This is a genomic window from Marinicrinis lubricantis, assembly GCF_042658665.1.
Classification (GTDB): domain Bacteria; phylum Bacillota; class Bacilli; order Paenibacillales; family KCTC-33676; genus Marinicrinis; species Marinicrinis lubricantis.
Genome location: NZ_JBHSQV010000181.1, coordinates 46,926 through 69,244 on the forward strand (window position 1 = coordinate 46,926; position 22,319 = coordinate 69,244).

The 22,319-nt window shown below is 47.3% G+C and carries 28 protein-coding genes and 1 other annotated feature; of the genes, 26 read left to right on the forward strand and 2 right to left on the reverse strand.

Going from position 1 to position 22,319, the window contains the following annotated elements; all coding sequences use genetic code 11:
• Positions 1 to 1,155, forward strand: coding sequence for an FtsW/RodA/SpoVE family cell cycle protein (locus tag ACFPXP_RS18835; RefSeq protein WP_379895937.1), 1,155 nt, complete (start codon positions 1 to 3; stop codon positions 1,153 to 1,155).
• A gap of 376 nt (positions 1,156 to 1,531) precedes the next feature.
• Here the strand turns inward: ACFPXP_RS18835 and ACFPXP_RS18840 are convergent, their stop codons facing one another.
• Both ACFPXP_RS18840 and ACFPXP_RS18845 read right to left on the reverse strand, forming a co-directional pair.
• Positions 1,532 to 1,768 (reverse strand): hypothetical protein, encoded by a 237-nt coding sequence (locus tag ACFPXP_RS18840; RefSeq protein WP_379895938.1) that lies wholly within the window; start codon positions 1,766 to 1,768, stop codon positions 1,532 to 1,534.
• Complete coding sequence (locus ACFPXP_RS18845) at positions 1,768 to 2,088, reverse strand: YbjQ family protein (RefSeq protein WP_379895939.1); 321 nt, start codon at positions 2,086 to 2,088, stop codon at positions 1,768 to 1,770. The genes ACFPXP_RS18840 and ACFPXP_RS18845 overlap by 1 nt, the downstream gene beginning before the upstream one ends.
• A gap of 176 nt (positions 2,089 to 2,264) precedes the next feature.
• Here ACFPXP_RS18845 and ACFPXP_RS18850 point away from each other — a divergent pair, with 176 nt between their 5' ends.
• The 25 genes from ACFPXP_RS18850 to ruvB all read left to right on the forward strand — a co-directional run bounded on the left by ACFPXP_RS18850 (position 2,265) and on the right by ruvB (position 22,288).
• On the forward strand, positions 2,265 to 3,161 hold the full coding sequence (locus ACFPXP_RS18850) for a peptidoglycan DD-metalloendopeptidase family protein (RefSeq protein WP_379895940.1): 897 nt from the start codon (positions 2,265 to 2,267) through the stop codon (positions 3,159 to 3,161).
• Positions 3,154 to 4,032 carry a site-2 protease family protein gene (locus tag ACFPXP_RS18855; protein WP_379895941.1) on the forward strand — a complete coding sequence of 293 codons (879 nt, stop codon included), beginning with the start codon at positions 3,154 to 3,156 and terminating at the stop codon, positions 4,030 to 4,032. The genes ACFPXP_RS18850 and ACFPXP_RS18855 overlap by 8 nt, the downstream gene beginning before the upstream one ends.
• A 97-nt stretch (positions 4,033 to 4,129) precedes the next feature.
• Entirely contained in the window at positions 4,130 to 5,365 is a 1,236-nt protein-coding gene (locus tag ACFPXP_RS18860; protein ID WP_379895942.1) for an Rne/Rng family ribonuclease, read from the forward strand.
• A 56-nt stretch (positions 5,366 to 5,421) separates the two neighbouring features.
• Positions 5,422 to 5,498: a sequence feature (ribosomal protein L21 leader region), on the forward strand.
• A gap of 11 nt (positions 5,499 to 5,509) precedes the next feature.
• On the forward strand, positions 5,510 to 5,821 hold the full coding sequence (rplU, locus tag ACFPXP_RS18865; RefSeq protein WP_379895943.1) for a 50S ribosomal protein L21: 312 nt from the start codon (positions 5,510 to 5,512) through the stop codon (positions 5,819 to 5,821).
• Between the two features lie 9 nt (positions 5,822 to 5,830).
• The gene (locus ACFPXP_RS18870; protein WP_379895944.1) at positions 5,831 to 6,184 is read left to right on the forward strand and encodes a ribosomal-processing cysteine protease Prp; all 354 of its coding nucleotides are present in this window, start codon (positions 5,831 to 5,833) and stop codon (positions 6,182 to 6,184) included.
• A complete protein-coding gene (rpmA, locus tag ACFPXP_RS18875; protein WP_379895946.1) occupies positions 6,181 to 6,477 on the forward strand; it encodes a 50S ribosomal protein L27 in 297 nt (98 codons plus the stop codon). Before ACFPXP_RS18870 ends, rpmA begins: the two co-directional genes overlap by 4 nt.
• Before the next feature lie 246 nt (positions 6,478 to 6,723).
• A complete protein-coding gene (sigY, locus tag ACFPXP_RS18880) occupies positions 6,724 to 7,278 on the forward strand; it encodes an RNA polymerase sigma factor SigY (RefSeq protein ID WP_379895947.1) in 555 nt (184 codons plus the stop codon).
• Positions 7,250 to 7,615: a DUF5345 family protein gene (locus ACFPXP_RS18885; RefSeq protein WP_379895948.1), complete on the forward strand. Its 366-nt coding sequence runs from the start codon at positions 7,250 to 7,252 to the stop codon at positions 7,613 to 7,615. Before sigY ends, ACFPXP_RS18885 begins: the two co-directional genes overlap by 29 nt.
• A gap of 9 nt (positions 7,616 to 7,624) precedes the next feature.
• Positions 7,625 to 7,840, forward strand: coding sequence for a hypothetical protein (locus ACFPXP_RS18890; protein ID WP_379895984.1), 216 nt, complete (start codon positions 7,625 to 7,627; stop codon positions 7,838 to 7,840).
• A complete protein-coding gene (locus tag ACFPXP_RS18895; protein ID WP_379895949.1) occupies positions 7,837 to 8,043 on the forward strand; it encodes a PLD nuclease N-terminal domain-containing protein in 207 nt (68 codons plus the stop codon). The genes ACFPXP_RS18890 and ACFPXP_RS18895 overlap by 4 nt, the downstream gene beginning before the upstream one ends.
• Positions 8,040 to 8,951, forward strand: coding sequence for an ABC transporter ATP-binding protein (locus tag ACFPXP_RS18900; protein ID WP_379895950.1), 912 nt, complete (start codon positions 8,040 to 8,042; stop codon positions 8,949 to 8,951). The genes ACFPXP_RS18895 and ACFPXP_RS18900 overlap by 4 nt, the downstream gene beginning before the upstream one ends.
• A complete protein-coding gene (locus tag ACFPXP_RS18905) occupies positions 8,948 to 9,727 on the forward strand; it encodes an ABC transporter permease (protein WP_379895951.1) in 780 nt (259 codons plus the stop codon). Before ACFPXP_RS18900 ends, ACFPXP_RS18905 begins: the two co-directional genes overlap by 4 nt.
• A 184-nt stretch (positions 9,728 to 9,911) precedes the next feature.
• Positions 9,912 to 10,670 (forward strand): Spo0B domain-containing protein, encoded by a 759-nt coding sequence (locus tag ACFPXP_RS18910; RefSeq protein WP_379895952.1) that lies wholly within the window; start codon positions 9,912 to 9,914, stop codon positions 10,668 to 10,670.
• A 64-nt stretch (positions 10,671 to 10,734) separates the two neighbouring features.
• Positions 10,735 to 12,039, forward strand: coding sequence for a GTPase ObgE (obgE, locus tag ACFPXP_RS18915; RefSeq protein WP_379895953.1), 1,305 nt, complete (start codon positions 10,735 to 10,737; stop codon positions 12,037 to 12,039).
• Positions 12,040 to 12,286: 247 nt separating this feature from the next.
• Entirely contained in the window at positions 12,287 to 12,736 is a 450-nt protein-coding gene (locus ACFPXP_RS18920) for an ACT domain-containing protein (RefSeq protein WP_379895954.1), read from the forward strand.
• 94 nt (positions 12,737 to 12,830) lie between these two features.
• Positions 12,831 to 14,117 carry a homoserine dehydrogenase gene (locus ACFPXP_RS18925; RefSeq protein ID WP_379895955.1) on the forward strand — a complete coding sequence of 429 codons (1,287 nt, stop codon included), beginning with the start codon at positions 12,831 to 12,833 and terminating at the stop codon, positions 14,115 to 14,117.
• 68 nt (positions 14,118 to 14,185) lie between these two features.
• Positions 14,186 to 15,253 carry a threonine synthase gene (gene thrC / locus ACFPXP_RS18930; RefSeq protein ID WP_379895956.1) on the forward strand — a complete coding sequence of 356 codons (1,068 nt, stop codon included), beginning with the start codon at positions 14,186 to 14,188 and terminating at the stop codon, positions 15,251 to 15,253.
• The gene (gene thrB / locus ACFPXP_RS18935) at positions 15,250 to 16,218 is read left to right on the forward strand and encodes a homoserine kinase (RefSeq protein ID WP_379895957.1); all 969 of its coding nucleotides are present in this window, start codon (positions 15,250 to 15,252) and stop codon (positions 16,216 to 16,218) included. The genes thrC and thrB overlap by 4 nt, the downstream gene beginning before the upstream one ends.
• Entirely contained in the window at positions 16,215 to 17,081 is an 867-nt protein-coding gene (pheA, locus tag ACFPXP_RS18940; protein ID WP_379895958.1) for a prephenate dehydratase, read from the forward strand. The genes thrB and pheA overlap by 4 nt, the downstream gene beginning before the upstream one ends.
• Entirely contained in the window at positions 17,050 to 17,967 is a 918-nt protein-coding gene (gene ilvE / locus ACFPXP_RS18945; RefSeq protein ID WP_379895959.1) for a branched-chain-amino-acid transaminase, read from the forward strand. The genes pheA and ilvE overlap by 32 nt, the downstream gene beginning before the upstream one ends.
• Positions 17,968 to 18,221: 254 nt before the next feature.
• A complete protein-coding gene (locus ACFPXP_RS18950) occupies positions 18,222 to 19,205 on the forward strand; it encodes a LysM peptidoglycan-binding domain-containing protein (protein WP_379895961.1) in 984 nt (327 codons plus the stop codon).
• A 121-nt stretch (positions 19,206 to 19,326) separates the two neighbouring features.
• On the forward strand, positions 19,327 to 19,953 hold the full coding sequence (locus ACFPXP_RS18955) for a BofC C-terminal domain-containing protein (RefSeq protein ID WP_379895962.1): 627 nt from the start codon (positions 19,327 to 19,329) through the stop codon (positions 19,951 to 19,953).
• Positions 19,954 to 20,152: 199 nt separating this feature from the next.
• Positions 20,153 to 20,656, forward strand: coding sequence for a crossover junction endodeoxyribonuclease RuvC (ruvC, locus tag ACFPXP_RS18960; protein ID WP_379895963.1), 504 nt, complete (start codon positions 20,153 to 20,155; stop codon positions 20,654 to 20,656).
• Complete coding sequence (gene ruvA, locus ACFPXP_RS18965; RefSeq protein ID WP_379895964.1) at positions 20,653 to 21,270, forward strand: Holliday junction branch migration protein RuvA; 618 nt, start codon at positions 20,653 to 20,655, stop codon at positions 21,268 to 21,270. Before ruvC ends, ruvA begins: the two co-directional genes overlap by 4 nt.
• 19 nt (positions 21,271 to 21,289) lie before the next feature.
• Positions 21,290 to 22,288: a Holliday junction branch migration DNA helicase RuvB gene (ruvB, locus tag ACFPXP_RS18970; RefSeq protein WP_379895965.1), complete on the forward strand. Its 999-nt coding sequence runs from the start codon at positions 21,290 to 21,292 to the stop codon at positions 22,286 to 22,288.
• Positions 22,289 to 22,319 lie beyond the last annotated feature (31 nt).

Here is a 22,319-nt window from a genome sequence, read left to right on the forward strand (position 1 = left end):
TTGTTAGAAAAGCTAAAACGAATCGATTGGCTTATTGTCATCATTCTGTTATGTTTTATGGTCATCAGCACGCTGTTAGTTCACAGTGCGATCGCGAATCAGCCGAAGTTTTCTGATTATGATCAACGGAATCTGATTGTTTATGCAGCCGGATTTGTGGTTTTCTTCGCGACAATATTTCTCGACTACCGCCTACTGATGAAGGTCAGTCCTGTTTTTTATGGCATTGGTCTGGTCCTCTTGGTAGCGGTTTACTTTTTAGGTACGGATATAAACGGTGCCCAAGGGTGGTTCGAGCTTCCCGGAGGCTTCAGTTTCCAACCTGCGGAATTGATGAAACTGGCCATCATTATGCTGTTAGCTTATCTTTTGTCCAAAAAGAACGGGGAACAGCTGGGACTTATTCGAGATGCAGCACCGTATAGTCTCGTAGCGTTCATTCCGTTCGCGCTCGTCATGGCACAGCCGGATTTGGGCAATGCGATCATCTATATGATAATCCTAGTAGGTATGCTTTGGATCGGCAATTTGAAGCTGAAATATGTGCTGGGTGGTATCATTGTATTTGTTGCTTTCATGGCATCCTTCCTTTTCCTGTATCAGACCTACCACGATGATATATATAAATACCTGGAACAAAAAGGGAATTCCCATTGGATGACGCGAATCGATACGTTTCTGAATCCTGATGAGGTATCCTCCGATGCCATATATCATGTGTATCATTCGAAAATTGCGATTGGAACCGGGGGATTGACCGGGGAAGGTTATTTGCAAGGAGATTGGGTGGAAAAAGGGTTCGTACCGTACATGTACTCCGACTCGATTTTCGCTGTCATCGGTGAGGAATTCGGTTTTATCGGCTCCTCTATACTGCTGCTGCTTTATTTTCTTCTCATCTACAGGATGATCATTATTTCGCTGCAGGCCTCGCATATTAGCGGTGCTTATATGATCGTAGGTATCGTCTCGATGTTTGTGTTCCAAGTATTTGAGAATGTAGGCATGCTCATCGGTTTGATGCCGCTCACTGGGATTACGCTGCCGTTCATCAGTTATGGGGGAACATCACTGTTAATTAACATGCTGTCGATCGGACTGGTGATGAGCGTGAAGGTGCATCAGGAGAAGAAATCGATGTTTTTAGATGATTGAAGATGACAAAGAAAAGGGCTGCCCCAATAGGTATGCCGTGAACTCAAGTCGAAATGATCTTGCTGTTCGGGTTCGTATCTGGTTCCGGTTGCTGTTCAATGTGGATGCTAAGAACAAATCATTAAGGTTACCATCCACATTCATAGGCAAACGCTGCCGCTCCTCCATCAGATACGAGACCCATTGCTCTTTGTTGCGACATGTTCCTTCAGCATCAACAACATGGGACAACCCTTTTTGGATAGTAAGAAAGAAGCGCAGGGCTTTACCTCCGTGTATCCCCATCCTTCTTGAAGTGATATCACGATGTTTATCCAAGAACAGCCTGGTGCATAAGATGCGCCAGGCTGTTCTTGTTAGAAGATGAATGCGGATATTATTCCTCGATGTATTCTCTTTCACCTGTTTTCGGGTTGTAGTATACGCGGTATACTTTACCGTCGGATGGATCGGTAAATACTTCATTCGTCCGAATATAGTCACCGCCATAAAGCGTGCCTTTGTTTTGATTCTTGTATCGTTTGTCGTAATACATATAACCGGCGATAATCAGAATGATCGCAATGATGATCTGTATGCCCCAAATGCTGAATAACCAATCCCAAGCATCCATTACAGCTTCCTTACCTTCACCGCGGTACCGTAGGCAACAATTTCACTCATATTTGAGCCGACATCTCCGCTGTCAAAGCGCATCATGACGATGGCATCCGCTCCCATGCTGTGAGCATTTTGCACCATTCGATCCAAAGCTTGTCTGCGCGCATCTTCAATCATTTGGGTGTATTGCTTCACTTCTCCGCCGACGAGACCTTTTAATGAAGCCATAATGTCTCCGCCCAGTCCTCTGGCTCTCACAACGACGCCAAACGCGGTGCCCAGCACCTCGGAAACTTCATATCCTACAATATGTTCTGTTGTTGTTACAATCATGCCATTCCCTCTCCTTTAAGTTCAGTTAAATGAATATACGTCTATTATACCTTAGAGGTTACAAATTTACGTAGTGACTGCAGTCATATGGTTTTAGATCGGCACATACAATCACTAATAAGTACAAGCCCGTATATTCATTCTCATAGGAAATTACAGTTGCCGGAGGAGTGCCAATGGATATCAAAGAAACGATTCGGAACCGACGTCATGAAAGAATGAAGCAGCTTGTGAAAATGAAACAGAAGAAGGATGGGCCCATCAGACCGGATTCATTCGATCATCACGCGAACATTCAGGATTTTGCGGCGCCTCATTCCACCATATCTACTGCTTCGTTCCATGATCGGAACGAGGACAATTCCAAACAAAACGATCCCGAATGGGTATGGAAGCAGCGTCAAAAGCAAAATTGGCAGAAATACATGAATGAGAAGGAGGAGCATGGCGGTGTAGAACCTCCGGTTTTAAAGTATTTGAAGCTGAAGCTCATGATCTGCATTGTGCTTTTTGCAGCGATATGGGGGATGTTTCAGCTCGATGAGCCTTGGGCTGTGAAGGGACAGGCATGGATTGAAACGGCCGTTACCGAGTCGATTGATTTTGAGAAGGTGGAAGTATGGTATATGGACACCTTCGGTGGGTCGCCTTCATTTATCCCGATTTGGTCGGACAAGGATAAGGAGAGCACGCTCGTTCAATCGAATGAACTGAATAAGCTGTATGTTCCTGCCGAAGGCAAATTGATTCAATCCTTTTCTGAACAGCATAAAGGCGTTCGCATCCAAATGACAGACGAGCAGAATCAGATCGCTGCGCTAGATACGGGGAGAGTGATCTTTTCCGGAAATTATCGTACCCTTGGTCTTACCGTGATTATCCAACATGCGAACGGAATGAAGTCGGTCTATGCGCAGCTTAGTGAAACCCCTCTCGCCGAAAACGATTGGATCGAAGGAGGAGAGCCTGTCGGTAAAGCGGCAGCCCGTGAAGGAGAGCAGGCTGAGCTTTATTTTGCCATCATGAAGGATGATGAGTATGTAAACCCGACGGATGTGATTCCGCTTGACTAAATGGCTCGGAGTAAAGCTGACGATCCATCCTTTATTCTCGATGGTAATGCTGGGATCGGTTCTAACGGGAGCGTTCGCTGAAATTTTGACTTTGTTCATCATTGTACTTGTACACGAGCTTGGGCATGTTGCGGCGATCAAATGGTTCGGTTGGAGGCTGAGAGAAATTCAAATCCTCCCTTTCGGAGGGGTGGCCGTTGTGGATGAAGTCGTTCCACCCGCATGGCAGGAGGCTGTTGTTGCTGCAGCCGGGCCGTTTCAAAACTTATGGATGGCTGTCGTCGCCCTATTATTTCATTCACTCGGATTATGGGGTGAAGAGTGGACCTCATATTTCATTCAAGCGAATCTGATGATCGCCCTGTTTAATCTGCTTCCGATTCAACCGTTAGATGGCGGAAAGCTGCTGCATGTCTTTCTGTGCTTATGGCTCCCATACCATAAAGCGCTGTTCTCTACGACACTCGCCAGTTTAACGATGAGTGTGATGCTGCTTGGGTTTTCGATCCTCACTTTGACGGCGTTCGGGCTTCAACTGAATCTTCTGGTGATTGCTTGCTTTCTTATTTATTCAAACGCCTATACACTCAAACATTTTCATTTCCGCTTCGTCAGCTTTTTAATTGACCGGGATGCACGCACTTCTAGCCGAATGTCGAAGGGCGTTCATGCAAAGGCTATATTTGTTTCTCCCCAGCTTCCGCTATCTGAGGTCGTCAAATTATTCATGCGAGACCGCTACCATTTAATCTACGTGATGAACGAGCAGGGAAAGATTCAAGCGATTTTACCGGAGCAAAAAGTGGTTCGCGCGTTTTTCACTTCTGTGAACTCAGCTTTTAACGGCCCGAGAATTACCATTTTTTCTTAAGCAACTTCTGCATATTCTCAGTGTATAAACTAGTAATAAGGTTATGTTAAAATAAGCTTAAATGAGAGCTGGGAAACGGCCGTTTAGAGGTGTGTGCATGAAAAGAATTGTGGTCCGCTGCGAGCAGGACTTCACAAAAGTAGCACTGATGGAACAGGATAGGTTGGTAGAATATGCTGCAGAGCGCGGCAAGGGCAAACCAACCGTAGGGAATATCTATAAAGGAAAAGTGGTTAATGTACTGCCGGGCATGGAGGCGGCGTTCGTCGACATTGGACTAGGAAAAAATGCCTTCATTTATATCGATGACCTGCTTCCTGCACATTTGGAAAAGCAGCCTAAAGTGAAGCCTTCAATCGATGAACTCATTGCACCGGGGCAAGATTTGCTTGTCCAGGTCATCAAGGAAGCGATTGGCGGAAAGGGCGCGAAGGTGACGACCCACTTTTCGCTGCCAGGCAGATGGCTGGTCTATATGCCGAACGCGGATTACGTAGGTGTTTCTCGCAAAATCTCATCGGATGCCGAGAGGGAGAGGCTGCGCAGCTTCGGAGAGCGGATGCGTCAAAACGATGAAGGCGTTATTTTGCGAACGGCTGCAGAGCATGAGACGGAGGAATTTCTGGAGAAGGACTTGTTTTACCTGCGAGAACGCTGGTCTGGCATTGTCAAACGGAGCCAGGAACTGAAATCGCCTGCCGAGGTATATAGGGAATTGGACGTGCTACCTCGAATCGTGCGGGATTTGTTTACAGAGGAAGTTGAGGAAATGGTTGTCGATGAGGCGAAGACGGCCAAGGAGATCGCAGCTTACATCGGCGGTTTTGCCCCTCGTTGGAAGAATAGAGTTAAAGTGGATCGTTCGGGTGAGGACATATTTGTGAAATTCGGTGTACAGGATGAACTGGACAAGCTGTTCAGACAGAAGGTCCGGCTCGATAACGGAGCTTCCCTGCATATAGATCATACGGAGGCGCTGACGGTCGTTGATGTCAATACGGGTAAGTTCACAGGATCAGTGGATTTGGAGGAAACCGTATTTCAAACGAACCTGCAAGCGGCAGAGATGATTGCCCGGCTGCTTCGTGTGCGCGACATCGGCGGTATCATCATCGTAGATTTCATCGATATGCGTCTGGAGGAGCATCAGGAAAAGGTTTTACAAATGCTGGAGGAGCATATGAAGGAAGATCGCACGAAATCTACGGTTGTCGGCTGGACGAAGCTTGGGCTGTTGGAGATTACCCGGAAAAAGGCAAGGGAGAGCAGTGCACTGATGTCACTGGATGTTTGTCACGCTTGCCAAGGAACCGGGAGAGTTCCCATGCATTGATAGTTGCCAAACCGAGATAGATGTGATAGTATAACTATCTGAGTGTGTGCCAAAGTCACATGCTGTAACCGCACCGACAAGGTTGAGAAGCGGATCGATATCCCACCTGAAACGGGCGAGTCTGAGACATGAGGAGGTGCAGCCATGTACGCAATTATTGAAACTGGCGGAAAACAATACAAAGTTCAAGAAGGCGATGTACTTTACATCGAGAAAGTTGGCGCTGCTGAAGGCGACACAGTCACTTTTGATCGAGTAATCGCAGTATCCAAAGGTGACGGTCTTGTAGCGGGAACTCCTGTAGTAGAAGGCGCAAGCGTATCTGCTAAAGTAGAGAAGCACGGTAAAGGTCAAAAGATCGTTGTTTTCAAGTATAAAGCGAAGAAGAACTACCACAAGAAGCAAGGCCATCGTCAGCCTTACTCTAAAGTCGTTATCGAAAAAATTCAAGCGTAAGAGGCGGCTATGATTGAAATCCGCTTCGTTACAGACAAGGCAGACCGTATCGTTTCCTATACGGTAGACGGCCATGCTGAATACGCAGACCCTGGTGAAGATATCGTATGTGCGGGGGTGTCCGCGACGACGATCGGCACGTTGAATGCGTTGGAAGAGCTTCTGGGGATTCAGCCCGGCGTCGAATCGAAGGAGAACGGCTATTTATCCGTGACGATTCCGGAGATCGATGACGAGAGGAAGTCGGAAGACATCCAGCTGCTGCTTCACGCGATGAGGGTTACCTTACAGTCCATAGAACAATCGTATGGAGAATATGTTTCGATAAAGCATTTGAATTCCAAAGGAGGGAAAACGCCATGATGAACATGAATCTTCAATTTTTCGCATCCAAAAAAGGGGTAGGTTCTACAAAGAACGGACGTGACAGCATTGCGAAGCGTCTCGGTACGAAGCGTGCGGACGGCCAGTTGGTGAAAGCCGGCAACATTTTGGTTCGCCAAAGAGGAACGAAAATCCACCCTGGAACGAATGTAGGTATCGGTTCTGACGACACTTTGTTCGCAAAGGTTGAGGGAGTCGTGAAGTTCGAGCGTTGGGGACGCGATCGTAAAAAAGTCAGCGTATATCCCGCTGAACAAGCTGCACAAGCTTAAAGGATGTGACGAAAAACCCGGTGAAAGCCGGGTTTTTTCTTGTTATAAAGCATAATCGCAGCGGGGAGCTGTGGATTGATAGCTTTTAGAAGACCGTCAGGGGCACATTTGCCTTGACGGATTTTTTTTTTTTTTTTTTGAAAAATATTCGGTGTCGTCTGAACGAAAGATGAAAGTAAGACGTACTATCGATGTGCACAAATAGAAAGAGTTCATCATTGGGCGGGCAAAAAGGGGGAGCGTTTCATGACGGTTGATGACACCGATTTAATATCAAAGGCAAGGAAAGGCGATCGAACCGCGCTGGCCCAGCTGCTTCACAAGCATTATGGCTTTATGCTCCATTATTTTATGAAAATTACGATGAACCGCATGCTGGCGGAAGACTTAGCCCAAGATACGGCGCTTCGCGCTATGGAGAAGCTGCACCAATTCGATGAGAGACGCTCTAAATTTTCCTCTTGGATGATGACGATTGGAACAAGGTTATACTTGGATTCGCTGCGCCGAAAGAAAAGAGAGCTGCGCTGGCAGGAACAGGAGCAGGCAATACGCAAGCTGCGCTGGGAAGTGGAAACTCGAGGCAGCGAGTGGCCGGAAATATTGGAGGCTTTATCCCTACTTCAGGAGGATACAAGACTGTCGGTCATATTGAAGCATTACTATGGCTACACCTACGAAGAAATCGGGGAAATGCTGAAGCTCCCGGCAGGAACAGTGAAATCGAAAATACATAACGGGCTGAAGTGGTTAAGAAAGGAGATGGCGGCAGATGAAGCCAAGCAATCATTTAAGTCGTGACGGAGCGAATGTTACGGAGGCGAGGGAACAGCTGTCTATTGAAGAACAGGAGATCGCCTGTGCGCTAAAGAAAGGACTTGACCTGCTGGAAGAAAACGTTCAGGTCACGGTTCCAGACGAAGGCTGGATGAAGCAATGGGTAAGCGAGCAGCAGGAGCGGATCAAGAAACGTGCCATACGTGATTTCCTCTTGTTTTTAACAGCGGCACTTTTGATTTTGCTTGCTTTGTGCGGGGTTTTCATTCAGTTGCCAATGATGTTTATTGTACTGCAAGTGATCGTATTTTTCGCTGCCCCTGTTGTTATCTTCAGAAGCGAACGAAAAGCGGGTGGATGAAGCATGAATATGAATCTGACGATACAAGGGGAAGACCTGAAAATATTGCTGCTGGTTGTCCCGTTGTTGATTGCACAGAGCATTTATTTATTCCTAGATGCGCGTAAGAGAGGCCGTAATGCATGGCTTTGGGGCTTATGGGGAATTATTCAATGTCCGATGCCTATTTTGTTTTATATGATGTGTGTACGCAGAATTCGATTTAACAGGAGGGACAATCGATGAATTTGGATATCCAAGTTGTGCCGTGGGAAATCGTAGGCCCTGTCCTAGCTTTGCAATTTATTTTGCAAATTGTCGCGCTCATATCGCTGTGGAAAACAGAGGATGCAAGCGCCCCGAAATGGATTTGGGCAGTTGTCATTGTCATCGGAACGCTGCTGGGTACAGTAGCTTACTTTATTTTTGGAAGGAGAAATGAAGGATGAGACTCATAACAGTAAGGGAGTTGGTCAAGCGTTTCGGCAGGACGACAGCCGTGAACGGCGTAAGCTTCACGCTTGATGAGGGCAGGTGCGCAGCTTTGCTCGGACCGAATGGAGCGGGGAAAACAACAACGCTGAAAATGCTGTCAGGCCTTCTTGCCCCTACCGAGGGAAGTATTTCATTCGAAGGCTCGGAGCATACGGATCATAGGGCCGATATCGGATACTTGCCCCAATATCCGGTTTTTTATCACTGGATGAGCGGAAGGGAATATGTTGAATACGTCGGCAAGCTGGCTGGCATGAGCAAGCAAGCAGTGAAAAAGCGTTCGATGGAGCTTCTACAATTGGTCGGTTTAGAGCAGGCGGCAAAACGAAAAATCGGCGGGTATTCCGGCGGAATGAAGCAGCGGCTGGGGATCGCCCAAGCATTAATTCACAGCCCCCGTCTGCTTATCTTAGATGAGCCCGTTTCGGCTTTGGATCCGCTTGGCCGCAGGGAAGTGCTGGAGCTGCTGCAGCACATTAAGCAGCATACGACGACTCTTTTTTCGACGCATGTGCTGCACGACGCTGAGGAAGTGAGCGATGATGTGATGATCATGCAGGCAGGACAAATTGCTATATCGGGAACGTTGGATGAAGTGCGAAGCGCATACCAGGAGCCGATCATTTATGTCCAAGGCGATGCATCAATCTTTGGTTGGGCGGAAGGTATGGCCGAAAGGTTTGGCCATCAGGTGGTTAGTATGGAGAGGTACGGACAAGGGATACGTATCCAAGTGAACGACTTAGAACGGATGAAGCTGGCTGTCATGGAGGACTTGGTTCAGCATGAGGTGTCTGTCACGAGGTTTGAAGTCGCTGAGACATCGTTGGAAGACTTATTTATGAAGGCGGTGGGGAAATGAAGCAGTGGTTCGTACTGTATCAAAAGGAAATGCTGGAATATTGGCGCACCAGCAAATGGCTGTGGGTCCCGATCGTATTTATTTTGCTCGGAGTCATGAATCCAATTACTTCATATTACATGCCGGAAATATTGAAGAATGCGGGTGGATTGCCTGAAGGGGCAATCATTGAGATTCCCATTCCTGCAGGTAATGAGGTCATGGTTCAAGCATTATCGCAATACGGGACGGTAGGTGTACTGATACTTGTGCTTGCTTTCATGGGTATCGTTTCAGCAGAGTGTAATTCCGGTGCCGCTTCGATGATTTTTGTAAAGCCGGTTCGTTATAGCTCATATATCACTGCAAAATGGGCCGCGATGATGACGCTGTGCACTATTTCTTTTGCTCTAGGTTATTTATTTACTTGGTACTATACGGAAATGTTGATTTCGCCAGTTGACGAGCTCAGAATATTGTGGAGCTTTATGACCTACTGGATTTGGCTTGCCTTTGTTTTAAGCCTAACTTTATTTTTCAGCAGCTGGCTGAAAAGCAGTGGGGCGATTGCATTTATCAGTTTACTGTGTATATTAGGCTTGTCCGCCGCTTCATCGCTGCTGCCTCGTTTCACCAAGTGGAGTCCGTCACGCTTATCGGATCAGGCCGGACATTATTTGCTTAGCGGCGAAACGTTGCCGGAAGGCTTTGCAGTGTTTCTGGTTGCTGGACTGCTGATTGTGGGATTCGTGACTTTTTCCGTTTATGTATTGAAAAAACGAGAGATGTCCCATTAGAAGCAGGGACCGGGAATGGTTATTGGAATTAATATTAGTTTTAAAACCGTTGCTTGTCGTTTGTGAAGCGGATTCCTTTTCAATTCATGATTGCGGATGAAGTTTATGGATAAACATGGTATACTGTTGGGGTGTAAAAAAGAGCCACCTGTGTACGGCCCGCAAGGAGTGAAGGAGGAAGACCATGAATCAACAGGCTAAAGGACAAGCTTTATGGCTCATATTCGCGGCGATCTGTTTCTCCTTTATTCTCTTGATCGATGGTCTGCCTTGGGTTAGAGGAGGATTTGGTGCCTTAACGCTTATATCGCTTGCCGCTTGGTTTATGCTGGACCGGCGCAGGCAGAAGGAACAGATTGAGATGGAGGTACTAAAGGCAGTAAAAAGTAAGGATGAATTACTATCATACGCATTCAGCATTCATCGTCACGATTTATTGAACGATGTCCAATTGCTGATGGCTTACCTAAAGATGAACAAAATTGATAAGTTGCAAAAATGTGTAGACAATATGAAACAAAGGCTCTTGGATGAAAGCTTGTTGTTTAAGATCGGTTCCCCTTCGTTTACTTCGAGGCTTTTCGCGTTGAAGCTGGGCTGGAAATCCGCCGTTCTGACCATTGAGGGCGACTTTCCGGAAAGGATTATGGAGAAATGTACGGAACGGGAATGCAGTGAGGAGGCCGTTCTGCAGGTTCTTCAAATGTTGAAACGATGCTCGCTCCATACCGAAGGTGAGCCAAACTGTTTAAGTCTTCATATTTCAATGACGGATGGCTTACTGCGAATGGATATGAACTATGAAGGAGCATACAATACGGCGGAGTGGGAAGATCTTTGGAATCATCATCTGGATAAAGAAGTCTTCTCCATGCTGAAGCAATCGGCAGGGCGACGATTTATCCAATTGGAGATTTCCTTTTCCTTAATAGAAACGGCATGATCACATGATGCTTTACCTCTCTGGTGTTAGGCAGCAATAGTTCGTGCAATGATGAGGTGATGTTATGTTTGTAGATAAAGCGAAGATATATATCAAAGGCGGTAATGGGGGAGATGGACTCATCGCCTTTAAAAGAGAAAAGTATGTAGCCGAGGGCGGTCCAGCCGGAGGTGACGGAGGCAAAGGCGGAGATGTGATTTTTCGTGTGGATGAAGGTTTACGGACACTCATGGATTTCCGTTATCAAAAGCACTTTAAAGCGCCGCGCGGTGAAAAGGGCAAACCGAAAAACCAATACGGCGCGAATGCGGAAGATATGATCGTACGTGTACCCCCGGGTACGGTAATTATGGATGACGATACCGGAGAAGTACTCGCCGACTTGACCGAGCATGGCCAAGAGGTTGTTGCTGCAAGAGGCGGAAAGGGAGGACGCGGCAACGTTCGGTTCGCCACGCCTGCAAACCCTGCTCCCTATATTTCTGAGAACGGTGAAGAAGGGGAGGAACGCTGGGTAGTACTAGAGCTGAAGGTGATGGCCGATGTTGGATTGGTGGGCTTTCCGAGTGTTGGGAAGTCGACGCTCCTTTCCGTTGTCTCTGCTGCGAAGCCGAAGATCGCTTCTTACCACTTCACGACCTTGACACCGAATTTAGGCGTGGTTCAGGTAGAGGAAGGACGCAGCTTCGTGATGGCCGACCTTCCGGGGTTAATTGAAGGGGCCCACCAAGGCGTTGGATTAGGGCACGAGTTTTTGCGTCATATTGAACGAACTCGCATTATTCTTCATGTGATCGACATGGCGGCGACCGAAGGCCGCGATCCGTTCGACGATTATTTGAAAATTAACGAGGAGCTCAAGCTGTACAATATGAATTTGGAAAATCGGCCGCAGGTCATTGCCGCGAATAAAATGGACATTCCGGATGCGGAGGAGCATCTCCAGCAGTTTGAGCAAAAGCTGAAGGAGCATGGCATCGATGCGCCCGTATTTAAAATTTCCGCAGCGACCCAACAAGGCATGCGGGAGCTGATGTTCCATCTCGCTGACCAGCTGGATCAAATTCCGGTACAAGTGAAGGTTGAAGAGGTGCCAGAGACCGAGGAACGGAAAGTGTATCGTTTGGAAACGAAAAATGAAGGACCTGAATTTACGATCCGCCGAGAAAACGATGTGTTCATCGTAGAGAGCGAGAAAATAGAAACGCTTCTGAAGCGTACCCCGATCAATTATTACGATTCTGCGCTTCGCTTCTCGAATATGCTTCGCAGAATGGGTGTCGATGAAGCACTCCGTAATAAAGGCGCCGAAGACGGTCAAACGATTCGTATTGGAGATTTTGAATTTGAATTTGTAGAAAAGGAATAGCGATAAAGCCTGGTGAAAACCGGGCTTTTCTCACGATAATCCCAATTTTTCAATTTTCAATTGTAGGAGATAGATGCAATAACAATGCTCCCTCCATTCACGATCTTGGCAGTCATTCAAGTGCAGAGGGCGGTTGGTTTTCTAAAAATAAAACATTCAGCCATACAGCCTATTGCCCTAAGACGTCTGGCATTGTATAATGTCCACTATGGGAGAACAAAAGTCTACGTGGAAAGGACGCTCTAATGTGGCTGAAAACCGAACGGAACGGTATTTTCTGGTTAGAGAAGATATATTACCGGAAGCGGTGCTGAAGACGCTCGAAGTGAAGCAGATGCTTTCCCTTGGGACGGCAAAGACAGTGAATGAAGCTGCCGAGAAGGTTGGACTTAGCCGCAGTGCTTTTTATAAGTACAAGGACGGTATCTTTCCTTTAAATAAAGTGCAGCAGGAAACCATTGTGGCGATCTCTATGGATTTATCTCATCGTGCCGGAATACTTTCCAAAGTATTGGCAATGGTGGCGCAGCATGAAGGCAATGTATTGACGATTAATCAGACGATCCCTCTGCAGGGGGTTGCGAATGTCATCATCACCGTCGATACCTCGTTAATGAATGAAAGATTGCCTAGTCTGCTGGAAGCACTGAAACAGCAGGAGGGCGTACACAAGGTGCAAGTAGTAGGTCAAGGATGAATGACCGAAGCTGTCTTGCTTTACATCAACAGTGGATATGGAAGCAGTACATTCGAGAGAAGCAATGCGTGGATAGGAAATGGGAGGCGAATCAATGAAATCCATTAAGGTAGGAATGCTTGGCTTAGGAACTGTTGGAACCGGCGTGGTTCGTATCGTGGAAGGGCACCAGGAGGATCTGCAGAGAAAAATCGGTGCTCCGGTAGAAATCAGTAAAATTGTCGTCAGAGATAAAACCAAGCGTAGAAATATTGCGCTGGACGATGCGAAGCTGACAGAAGATCCATACGAAGTGATACGTGATCCGGAAATTGATGTTATTATTGAGGTTATGGGCGGGATCGATGCAACGAAAGGATATTTGTTGGAAGCATTGGAGCACGGCAAGCAGGTCGTCACGGCAAACAAAGATTTAATGGCGCTGCATGGAGCGGAAATTATGAGCTTTGCATCGGAAAAAGGCTGCGATGTGCTGTACGAAGCGAGTGTCGCCGGCGGGATTCCCATTCTGCGTACCATTGTGGAAGGCTTTTCTTCCGACCGGATTACCAAAATGATGGGAATTGTGAATGGGACGACGAATTTCATTTTGACCAAAATGAGCCAAGAAGGCGCATCGTATTCGGAGGTTCTGAAGGAAGCGCAGCAGCTTGGCTACGCGGAGCAGGATCCGACATCTGATGTGGAGGGCTTGGATGCAGCATACAAAATGACAATTCTTGGTACTCTCGGTTTTCAAACGGGCGTTTCGATGGAAGACGTCAGTGTGAGTGGTATTTCCGGCGTCACCAAAGAGGATATTGATTACGGCAAGCGATTAGGCTATGAGGTCAAGCTTCTCGGCATCGCGGAGAGACAAGATGATTTCATCAGTTTAAGCGTACAGCCGACCATGGTGAAGAAAAGTCATCCTCTAGCTTCCGTCCATGGTGTATTCAATGCGGTATATGTATATGGCGAAGCCGTTGGAGAAACGATGTTTTATGGTCCGGGGGCCGGTGAAATGCCGACAGCCACTTCTGTTGTTGCCGATTTGGTTGCAGTAAGTAAAAACCTGCAGCTCGGTATTAGCGGAAAAGCCGGATTCTCACCTTATCGGACGAAGAAGCTGAAAACCGACGACCAAATCTCCTATAAAAACTTTTTACTATTGCATGTCGCAGATAAGGCAGGGGTTTTGGCGCGGATTACGGAAATATTCGCTCAGCATGAAGTAAGCTTAGAGTCTGTGCTTCAGCATCCGAATGAAGATAATCCGTCGGCTGAAATTATCATTATTACACACGACGCGAACAAGGCGAGCATGAATCAAGTCATGGACAGCCTGCGGCGTCTTGATGTCGTACACGAGATTCGCAGTGTGTACCGTGTCGAAGGATAATCATATGATCCTCATCATACAAACACCGAAGCAACGATAAACTAAGGATATTAGAGAGGACTGTCGTTATGAGATATATGGGTTTGCTAGAGCAGTATAAGCAGTATTTGCCGATTCAAGAAAATACACCTATGATTACACTTCATGAAGGAAATACGCCGTTGATCCGTGCGGAAAAAATTTCAGACATGCTGGATATGGATGTATATTTCAAGTATGAGGGTCTTAATCCGACGGGCTCCTTTAAGGATAGAGGCATGGTCATGGCTGTCGCCAAAGCGATGGAGGAAGGAAGCCGGACCATCATGTGCGCTTCTACCGGCAACACATCCGCAGCAGCGGCTGCTTATGCAGCCAGAGGCGGACTGAACTGTATTGTCATTATTCCAAATAATAATATTGCTTTGGGCAAATTGGCGCAGGCCATCATCTATGGAGCGAAAGTCATCGCGATTGAAGGCAACTTTGACCGAGCGCTGGAAATTGTTAGAGAAATTACAGCGAAGCATCCGATTACACTCGTGAATTCAGTCAATCCGTTCCGCATCGAGGGCCAGAAGACTGCAGCGTTTGAGGTATGCGATCAATTGGGCAAGGCTCCGGACTATTTAGCTATTCCTGTTGGAAATGCCGGCAACATTACAGCTTACTGGAAAGGCTTTAAGGAATATCATGCTTCAGGAAAAACGGATTCGCTGCCGCGCATGATCGGTTTTGAAGCGGAAGGTGCGATGGCGATTGTAAAAGGAGAGCCGATTCTCAATCCGGAAACCGTAGCAACGGCGATTCGGATCGGCAATCCGGCCAGCTGGAAAGGAGCGGTGCAGGCCGCTGACGAATCCGGCGGACAAATCAATTACGTGACAGACGAGGAAATTTTGGATGCATATCGTTTGATGGCAGGCAAAGAAGGGGTATTTGCTGAGCCGGCTTCTGCCGCATCGCTCGCAGGGCTGATCAAGCTGCATAAGCAGGGCGGCTTTAAAGGCGGGGAAACTGCCGTATGTGTATTGACCGGCAATGGTTTGAAGGATCCGAATAATGCCATTCAGAGCGTGAAAGCAGAGCCGCTCGTGGTAGAAGATACGGAAGCAGCCGTCATGAATGCGATTGAGAAGCTGGGTGGAACTCAATGACACCATTATCGGTCACAGTCAAGGTACCGGCGAGTACGGCGAATCTAGGCCCGGGCTTTGATACGCTGGGCATGGCGCTCGGCAAATACTTAACGATTCGGCTCGAATTATCCGAACAGCCTGAAGTCGAGCTGCTTGGCGACAACTTGGAAGGATTGCCGCAAGACCAGTCGAACTTAATCTACCAAATGGCGGAGCGGATTTTTGCCAAAGCAAACAAGCCCGTACCTACCTTTCGCATGTTGATGCGCAGCGAAATCCCGCTGACTCGAGGCATGGGAAGCTCGGCAGCGGCAATTGTCGCTGGTTTGGTGGCAGGCAATGTACTTGCAGGGCGTCCGTTTGACGACAATCAAATCTATGGAATGGCTGCTGAGATAGAAGGACATCCTGACAATGTGGGTGCAGCGATGTTCGGCGGTATGGTTGTGACCGGATTGGATGGGGAACAGGCTGTCCATATGCGATTTTCTCCACCGGAGGATCTGGAATGCCTGCTCGTTATTCCTATGTTCGAGCTTTCTACGGAGAAAGCTCGCCATGTTTTGCCCAGCCAAGTGAATATGAAGGACGCGGTACACAATATCAGCCGTTCCTCATTGATTACCGCCGCATTTGCATCGGGGCAGATGGAGCTGCTTTCCTTCGCCATGAAAGATGTGCTGCATCAGCCTTACCGCGCAGAACTTATACCGGGGATGAAGGAATTGCTGGAAGGCGCAGTACAGCACGGTGCATTGGGGGCAGCTTTGAGCGGAGCGGGACCGACAATGATTGCGTTTTGTTCGAAGAAGCAAAGCAGAGCCGCCGAACTGGAGCGGTTCTTCCGATCCGTGATGGAGAGGTATAAGGTACCGGTCGTCGTGGAACGTATTGCTCCAGACTTACAAGGAGCGCAGCTTATTGCCGAAGGAGACCCGGCAAACCGTTCCTTCGATATAAGAGAAGGAGAGGTTTGCGGATGAAGAAGATTGCTTTTTTAGGACCAGAAGGCACAGTATCGGAGGAATCGGCGAGGTTCTTTTTCGAGGGGCAGCCGGTTGAGTTCGTCCCCTACAAGCTGATTACGGATGTGTTCTCGGCCACGGCAAAAGGAGAAACGGACGCGAGTGTCATTCCGATCGAAAATACGATTGACGGCTCTGTCAGTTTACACCACGATTTGCTCATTCATGAATACGATCTGCCGATTACCGCAGAATGGGTTTACCCCTCCATTCAAAATTTGATCGGTCTGCCGGGAGCTGAGCTGAGCAGTATCCGAAAAGTATTCTCCCATCCGGTTGCCATAGGCCAATGCAGAGAGTTTATTGGATCGAACCTGCCTCATGCAGAGCTGGAGCCGGTCAGCAGCACCGCCGAAGGTGTTTATCTCGTGAAACAACAGCAGCGACAGGATACTGCGGCCATCGGCACCTTACTTGCTGCTGCGAAATACGGTCTGCAAGTCCTTAAACCGACAGTGCAGGATCATAAAAATAATTACACTCGATTCATTCTGGTAGGCAGTCGATTTTCCAGAATGGAGGGCAGTTCAAGAGAGAAGACCAGCATACTGGTTACACTACCCGAGGATTACCCAGGAGCGCTTCACCAAGTGCTGTCTGCATTCGCGTGGCGCAAAATCAATCTTTCTCGTATCGAGTCGAGACCGACAAAGAAAAAACTAGGAAGTTATTATTTCTTCATTGATATTCAAGAGCGGTTGGATACGGTCCTTCTTCAAGCGGCAATAGAGGAAATTCAGGCGATCGGCTGTCAGATTCGTATTCTAGGCTCCTATTCGAGTTACTCCTATGAACATAAAAAAGAGAATTCGGAGGTGTAGTGCGGTGGCACAGGTGATTTATCTAAATGGGGAATTTGTAAGTAAAGAGGATGCAAAGGTATCTGTGTATGATCACGGATTCCTGTATGGAGACGGTATATTTGAAGGCATCCGCATTTATAACGGCAATATTTTCAAGTGTAAAGAGCATCTGGACAGGCTGTATGACTCTGCAAAATCGATCATGTTGAACATTGACTTGACGCCTGCAGAGATGGAAGCGGCGATGGCCGAAACCATCCGTAGAAATGGATTGAAGGATGGCTATATTCGTCTCGTTGTGTCCAGAGGTCCAGGAAATCTTGGGCTGGATCCGAATAGATGTCCGAAATCGAACGTCATAATTATTGTAGAGCAGCTGGCTATTTATAAGGATGAGGATTATGAAAACGGATTGAAGGTCGTTTCGGTTTCAACAAGACGCAACATTCCGGATGCACTCAATCCAAAAATCAAGTCACTCAACTACTTAAACAATATTCTTGTAAAAATTCAGGCGAATTTAGCTGGTGTCGGTGAAGCTTTAATGCTGAACAGCCAAGGCTATGTTACGGAAGGCTCAGGGGACAATATTTTCATAATAAAGAACGGTGTATTGACAACGCCTCCGAGCTACTTAGGAGCCCTTGAAGGCATCACAAGAGCCGCGATTATGGAGCTGTGCGGCAAATTAGGCTACACGGTCAAAGAAGAACCGTTCGCACTGCATGATGTCTATGTTGCAGATGAGGTGTTCCTGACGGGAACTGCTGCAGAAGTCATTGCCGTTCAGCAGGTTGACGGCAGAACGATCGGAGCCGGCAAAGCAGGTCCAATCACGACACATTTGCTGAAGGAATTTCGTAAAATTGTCGAAATTGACGGCGTGAAAGTATCATACGAGTAATATGAATTTGAAAAACAGGGCATGAGTATCTTATTGATATCATACCCTGTTTTTTGCTGTCTCTGTCTTTCACATATCATTCAATTTCAGCGGCTCTATGTATCGCGGTTTAAATAATGTCCGTGGCAGGATCGGAACCTATTCTTTGTCCAAGACGGGAGCACAGTGTTCCTTTTTTTGTGTTTTTAGGTCAAATGCCCATCTTGTCGCATAGACTGTAGTAATGAACTATGCCGTTTAAGGAGGTCCTGCTGTTGAAAATCCATATTGTGAAGTCAGGAGAAGACATCTCCAGCATTTGCGGAAAATATCAGGTTAGCGAGGAAAGCCTACTTACCAAAAATCCGCAGCTGGTTGAATTTTTACAGCCCGGTATGAAAATCTTTATCCCAACTGAACAGTACTCGGTGACGACGACCAGTACACAATCGGAAAGTGAATTGTTTCGAGGCAGCGAGAGCGAAGCTGAAGACCTTACGAATTCAATGAAGTCTCTCAGATTTGAGATCATGGATGAGCAGTACGACGAAAGCAGCGATTGGAGCTCTATCGAGGCTGAAGAGGAAGAAACAGAAGAGAGCAAGGATGAGGAAGATAATTTAGAAGAGGACTCGAATAAGGAGGATGCGTCTGATAATTCGTCCAGTGAAGGCGATTTTACTTCTTTGTTCCCTCCTTCATTTTATGAGCTGCCGAAGTTTGAAGATTTTGATTCGAATGAGCACAGGCCGCCGCAAACGGATTCTGTATCTTATCCAGGGCTGGAGGGAGGTTATGGTCCATTTGCCCCAATGACTTATCCAGTGCAAGCTCCGTCACCTTATCCTGTGCAAAGTCCAAGCATGCCTCAATTTCAGGGGCCGCAGTCCTTTTTTTATCAGACGCCACATCCGTACGGATATGTCCCTGCATTCCCTCAGATGGATCCTTCAGCAACGGCACCGACGCCTTCTCCTGCGGAGCCTTTGGGATGGTTCAACTGGAATCCTGATTGGCCCAATGTCCCGGAGAATGATATGAATGAAGAGGAAGAATCGGGTGAGGAGCAAGATGAAGAGCAGACCAAAGAGAATGCCGCAGAGGAGAAGTCAGCCTCGGATTCGAAGACTGCAGTAAAAAACAAGAAAGGGAAGGCCGCTCGCACGAAAAAGCGCAAAAAAACGCTGCGCATTAAAAGAAATGAATTGGATAAGCCAGTGAAGCGCAAGAAAAGTGTACCCTGGATTAATCATGGTTAACTGGCGATAAATTCTAAATCGACTTCATCAAATGTATAACCCCTTCTCGTATTGGTTAAAATACGTAAAAAACCAAGTAGACAGCAGTTTACATACTTGGAAGGAACGGAAGGGGATCAAGGTGCTCTTTTCAAGCTGGTTAAAACAAGTGAAGAAGAAGTTGAAATGGAAAAGACGCCGCTGGATCTTCAGTGTATGGATCTTAGTATTGTGCGGCATCGGTTATATATGGGATCAATACGGAAGCACCGCGCCTTTTGTAAGGCAGGAGTCCATTGCTGTTGGAGGAATTCCTGTACAGTCTGAAGAGCAGGAGGTTCTCCTCAGAAAAATGTATATTTGCGGTGAGGAAGAGCAGTCACTAGGAATGCTGAACGGAGAACAAATACAGAAGCTGCAAGGAGATCATCCGGAGTGGCAGCTGGAACGGGACGATCAGGAGATGCTGGTGTTTACGCAGTATATTGATGACTTGTCTCCGAAATGTAAAGAAGAAGCTTTTTTTGGTATGGACAGCAGCGGCCACTTGTCCTTGTTCCTCGGACCTCCTTCAGAGGATCAAGTTATTCGTACCTTCTTCCAAATTGACATCGATTATCTGGAAAGCAGCTTGCCCGCCGACACCGTGGAACAGCTGTATGACGGAATTCCAGTACGTGATGTTGATGAATACAACAGCGTCTTATCTACCTATAGCGATTATGCGATTGAAGCAACGGAGAAAGCAATGAAGGCGACCGAACCATAAGGATAAGTTAATACGTTCATACCAGACTAGCGATGGAGGAATCCATCGCTTTTTTGTGTATTGAATGCTAACGCTTTTCAAGATAAGGCCGCTCTCATTCCAATATTGGAACAACTGGCTCTTATCACAACTATGGAAATTTGCTATAATGTGTAGATACGAATACATATGTTCGCTTATGCATAAGGGAGAGCTTAGGTTGCGTGTACTTGGAATAGACCCTGGCATTGCTATTGTCGGATTTGGATTCATTGATAAAAAGGGAAGCCAGCTGTCGCCCGTGCAGTACGGCAGCATTCAAACAGAAGCGCATACCGATCCCGCACTGCGTCTAATGCAGGTATATGATGCAACGGTACAGCTGATTGATCGGTATCAACCGCAGGAGATCGCGATCGAGAAATTGTTTTTTAACCGCAACGTAACGACGGCTTTTGCAGTAGGACAAGCCCGGGGTGTGATCATTTTGGCTGCTGCGCAAAAGGGACTGAAAATTGCCGAATACACACCTTTGCAGGTAAAACAGGCGGTTGTAGGATATGGTAAAGCGGAGAAGCGGCAGGTACAGGAAATGGTTAAAATGTTTTTAAGGCTGAAGGAAGTTCCAAAGCCTGACGATGTAGCAGATGCGCTCGCCATTGCCATTTGTCATGCTCATTCCGCGGAAGTATATTGGAAAATGAATGAGGTAAATAAACGATGATTGACTTTCTAAGAGGTACACTGGCTCATTTAGAGCATGACTATATTGTGTTGGATGTGAACGGCGTCGGATATCGGTTGTTTTGCCCGAACCCGTTTCAGTTTCAGAATGACCGCGAAATCACGGTCTTTGTGCATCATCATGTGAGGGAGGATGCGATCCTGCTGTATGGTTTCGAATCACGCGAGGAACAGGCGCTGTTTCGAAAGCTGCTTGATGTGAGTGGAATCGGTCCGAGAGTCGCGCTCGGTATCCTGGCAGGCTGCAGACCCGAAGCGCTGATCGCGGCGGTACAGCAGGAGAATGTTGCCTTTCTGACGAAACTGCAGGGTATTGGCAAGAAGACGGCTCAACGGATGGTGCTGGATTTGAAGGACAAGCTGGGTGCCGTAGAGGTGACAGCGCTATCCAATGCTGCGTCCAACGCTCAAGCTCTGGGAATTGCACCAGGTGGCATGGCTAACTGGATGGAAGCAAAGGAAGGTCTGATGGCGCTTGGGATGACGGAGCAGGAGCTTGATCTTGCTTGGCAGACGATGAAGGATCAAGTGCAGGAGTCAGACACCGTCGATCAAGTGATGAAGGCCGCTTTGAAAGTATTATATAAAGGATAAATAGGAGGGAACACATGACATGGAAGATCGCATCATTTCCGCGAATCTAATGATGGAAGATCATGTCGTCGAATACAGCTTGCGCCCTCGGTATTTATCTGAATATATCGGGCAGTCCCAGGCCAAGGAAAATTTGAAGGTGTACATCGAGGCGGCCAAGCAGCGTTCCGAGGCGCTTGATCATGTACTGCTTTATGGACCGCCGGGTTTAGGGAAGACGACGTTATCTAACATTATTGCCAATGAGCTTGGTGTCAATATTCGGACGACATCCGGCCCCGCGATTGAACGCCCAGGGGATTTAGCAGCGATTTTAACCAATTTGCAGGAAAATGACGTTTTGTTTATCGACGAAATTCATCGTTTGAATCGATCCGTAGAAGAAGTGCTTTATCCGGCGATGGAAGATTACGCCCTTGACATTATTATTGGCAAAGGTCCCAGCGCTAGATCTGTGCGGCTCGATCTTCCGCCTTTTACGTTAATCGGAGCGACGACAAGAGCGGGACTGCTCTCCGCTCCGCTGCGGGATCGATTCGGTGTCGTTAGCCGCTTGGAATATTACAATGTAGACGAGCTGACGTTCATCGTGACAAGGGCCGCAGATATTTTACAGGTGCATATTGAGGAAGAAGCAGCCATCGAAATTGGCTTGAGATCGAGAGGGACGCCACGGATTGCGAATCGACTGCTGAAGAGAGTTCGTGATTTCGCTCAAGTTCGCGGTGACGGTATGATTACAACAGAGCTTGCCAAGTCGGCACTTGAGCTGCTGCAGGTAGACTCGTTAGGCCTTGATCTGATTGATCATAAAATGCTGACGGCGATTATTCAAAGCTTTAAGGGCGGACCGGTGGGATTAGATACCATCGCGGCTACAATTGGGGAAGAAAGTCAGACGATCGAGGACGTGTATGAACCGTATTTGCTGCAAATCGGATTTCTTCAGCGAACACCGAGAGGTCGTGCGGTGACTCCTGCCGCTTATAGACATTTGGGATTGCCTGTTCCTCAGTAGACTGCGGGCATATATCTGATTATGGATTTGG

What these genes read in the sequence shown, in the direction of transcription:
- ACFPXP_RS18870 (WP_379895944.1), top strand. Translation starts at nt 5,831, where the DNA reads ATGATTGAAATCCGCTTCGTTACAGACAAGGCAGACCGTATCGTTTCC.
- ACFPXP_RS18850 (WP_379895940.1), top strand. Translation starts at nt 2,265, where the DNA reads ATGGATATCAAAGAAACGATTCGGAACCGACGTCATGAAAGAATGAAG.
- ACFPXP_RS18925 (WP_379895955.1), top strand. Translation starts at nt 12,831, where the DNA reads ATGAAATCCATTAAGGTAGGAATGCTTGGCTTAGGAACTGTTGGAACC.
- ACFPXP_RS18910 (WP_379895952.1), top strand. Translation starts at nt 9,912, where the DNA reads ATGAATCAACAGGCTAAAGGACAAGCTTTATGGCTCATATTCGCGGCG.
- sigY (WP_379895947.1), top strand. Translation starts at nt 6,724, where the DNA reads ATGACGGTTGATGACACCGATTTAATATCAAAGGCAAGGAAAGGCGAT.
- ACFPXP_RS18890 (WP_379895984.1), top strand. Translation starts at nt 7,625, where the DNA reads ATGAATCTGACGATACAAGGGGAAGACCTGAAAATATTGCTGCTGGTT.
- ruvB (WP_379895965.1), top strand. Translation starts at nt 21,290, where the DNA reads ATGGAAGATCGCATCATTTCCGCGAATCTAATGATGGAAGATCATGTC.
- ACFPXP_RS18845 (WP_379895939.1), bottom strand. Translation starts at nt 2,088, where the DNA reads ATGATTGTAACAACAACAGAACATATTGTAGGATATGAAGTTTCCGAG.
- thrC (WP_379895956.1), top strand. Translation starts at nt 14,186, where the DNA reads ATGAGATATATGGGTTTGCTAGAGCAGTATAAGCAGTATTTGCCGATT.
- pheA (WP_379895958.1), top strand. Translation starts at nt 16,215, where the DNA reads ATGAAGAAGATTGCTTTTTTAGGACCAGAAGGCACAGTATCGGAGGAA.
- ACFPXP_RS18905 (WP_379895951.1), top strand. Translation starts at nt 8,948, where the DNA reads ATGAAGCAGTGGTTCGTACTGTATCAAAAGGAAATGCTGGAATATTGG.
- thrB (WP_379895957.1), top strand. Translation starts at nt 15,250, where the DNA reads ATGACACCATTATCGGTCACAGTCAAGGTACCGGCGAGTACGGCGAAT.
- ACFPXP_RS18885 (WP_379895948.1), top strand. Translation starts at nt 7,250, where the DNA reads ATGAAGCCAAGCAATCATTTAAGTCGTGACGGAGCGAATGTTACGGAG.
- rpmA (WP_379895946.1), top strand. Translation starts at nt 6,181, where the DNA reads ATGATGAACATGAATCTTCAATTTTTCGCATCCAAAAAAGGGGTAGGT.
- ruvA (WP_379895964.1), top strand. Translation starts at nt 20,653, where the DNA reads ATGATTGACTTTCTAAGAGGTACACTGGCTCATTTAGAGCATGACTAT.
- ilvE (WP_379895959.1), top strand. Translation starts at nt 17,050, where the DNA reads ATGAACATAAAAAAGAGAATTCGGAGGTGTAGTGCGGTGGCACAGGTG.
- rplU (WP_379895943.1), top strand. Translation starts at nt 5,510, where the DNA reads ATGTACGCAATTATTGAAACTGGCGGAAAACAATACAAAGTTCAAGAA.
- ACFPXP_RS18895 (WP_379895949.1), top strand. Translation starts at nt 7,837, where the DNA reads ATGAATTTGGATATCCAAGTTGTGCCGTGGGAAATCGTAGGCCCTGTC.
- ACFPXP_RS18840 (WP_379895938.1), bottom strand. Translation starts at nt 1,768, where the DNA reads ATGGATGCTTGGGATTGGTTATTCAGCATTTGGGGCATACAGATCATC.
- ACFPXP_RS18860 (WP_379895942.1), top strand. Translation starts at nt 4,130, where the DNA reads ATGAAAAGAATTGTGGTCCGCTGCGAGCAGGACTTCACAAAAGTAGCA.
- ACFPXP_RS18900 (WP_379895950.1), top strand. Translation starts at nt 8,040, where the DNA reads ATGAGACTCATAACAGTAAGGGAGTTGGTCAAGCGTTTCGGCAGGACG.
- obgE (WP_379895953.1), top strand. Translation starts at nt 10,735, where the DNA reads ATGTTTGTAGATAAAGCGAAGATATATATCAAAGGCGGTAATGGGGGA.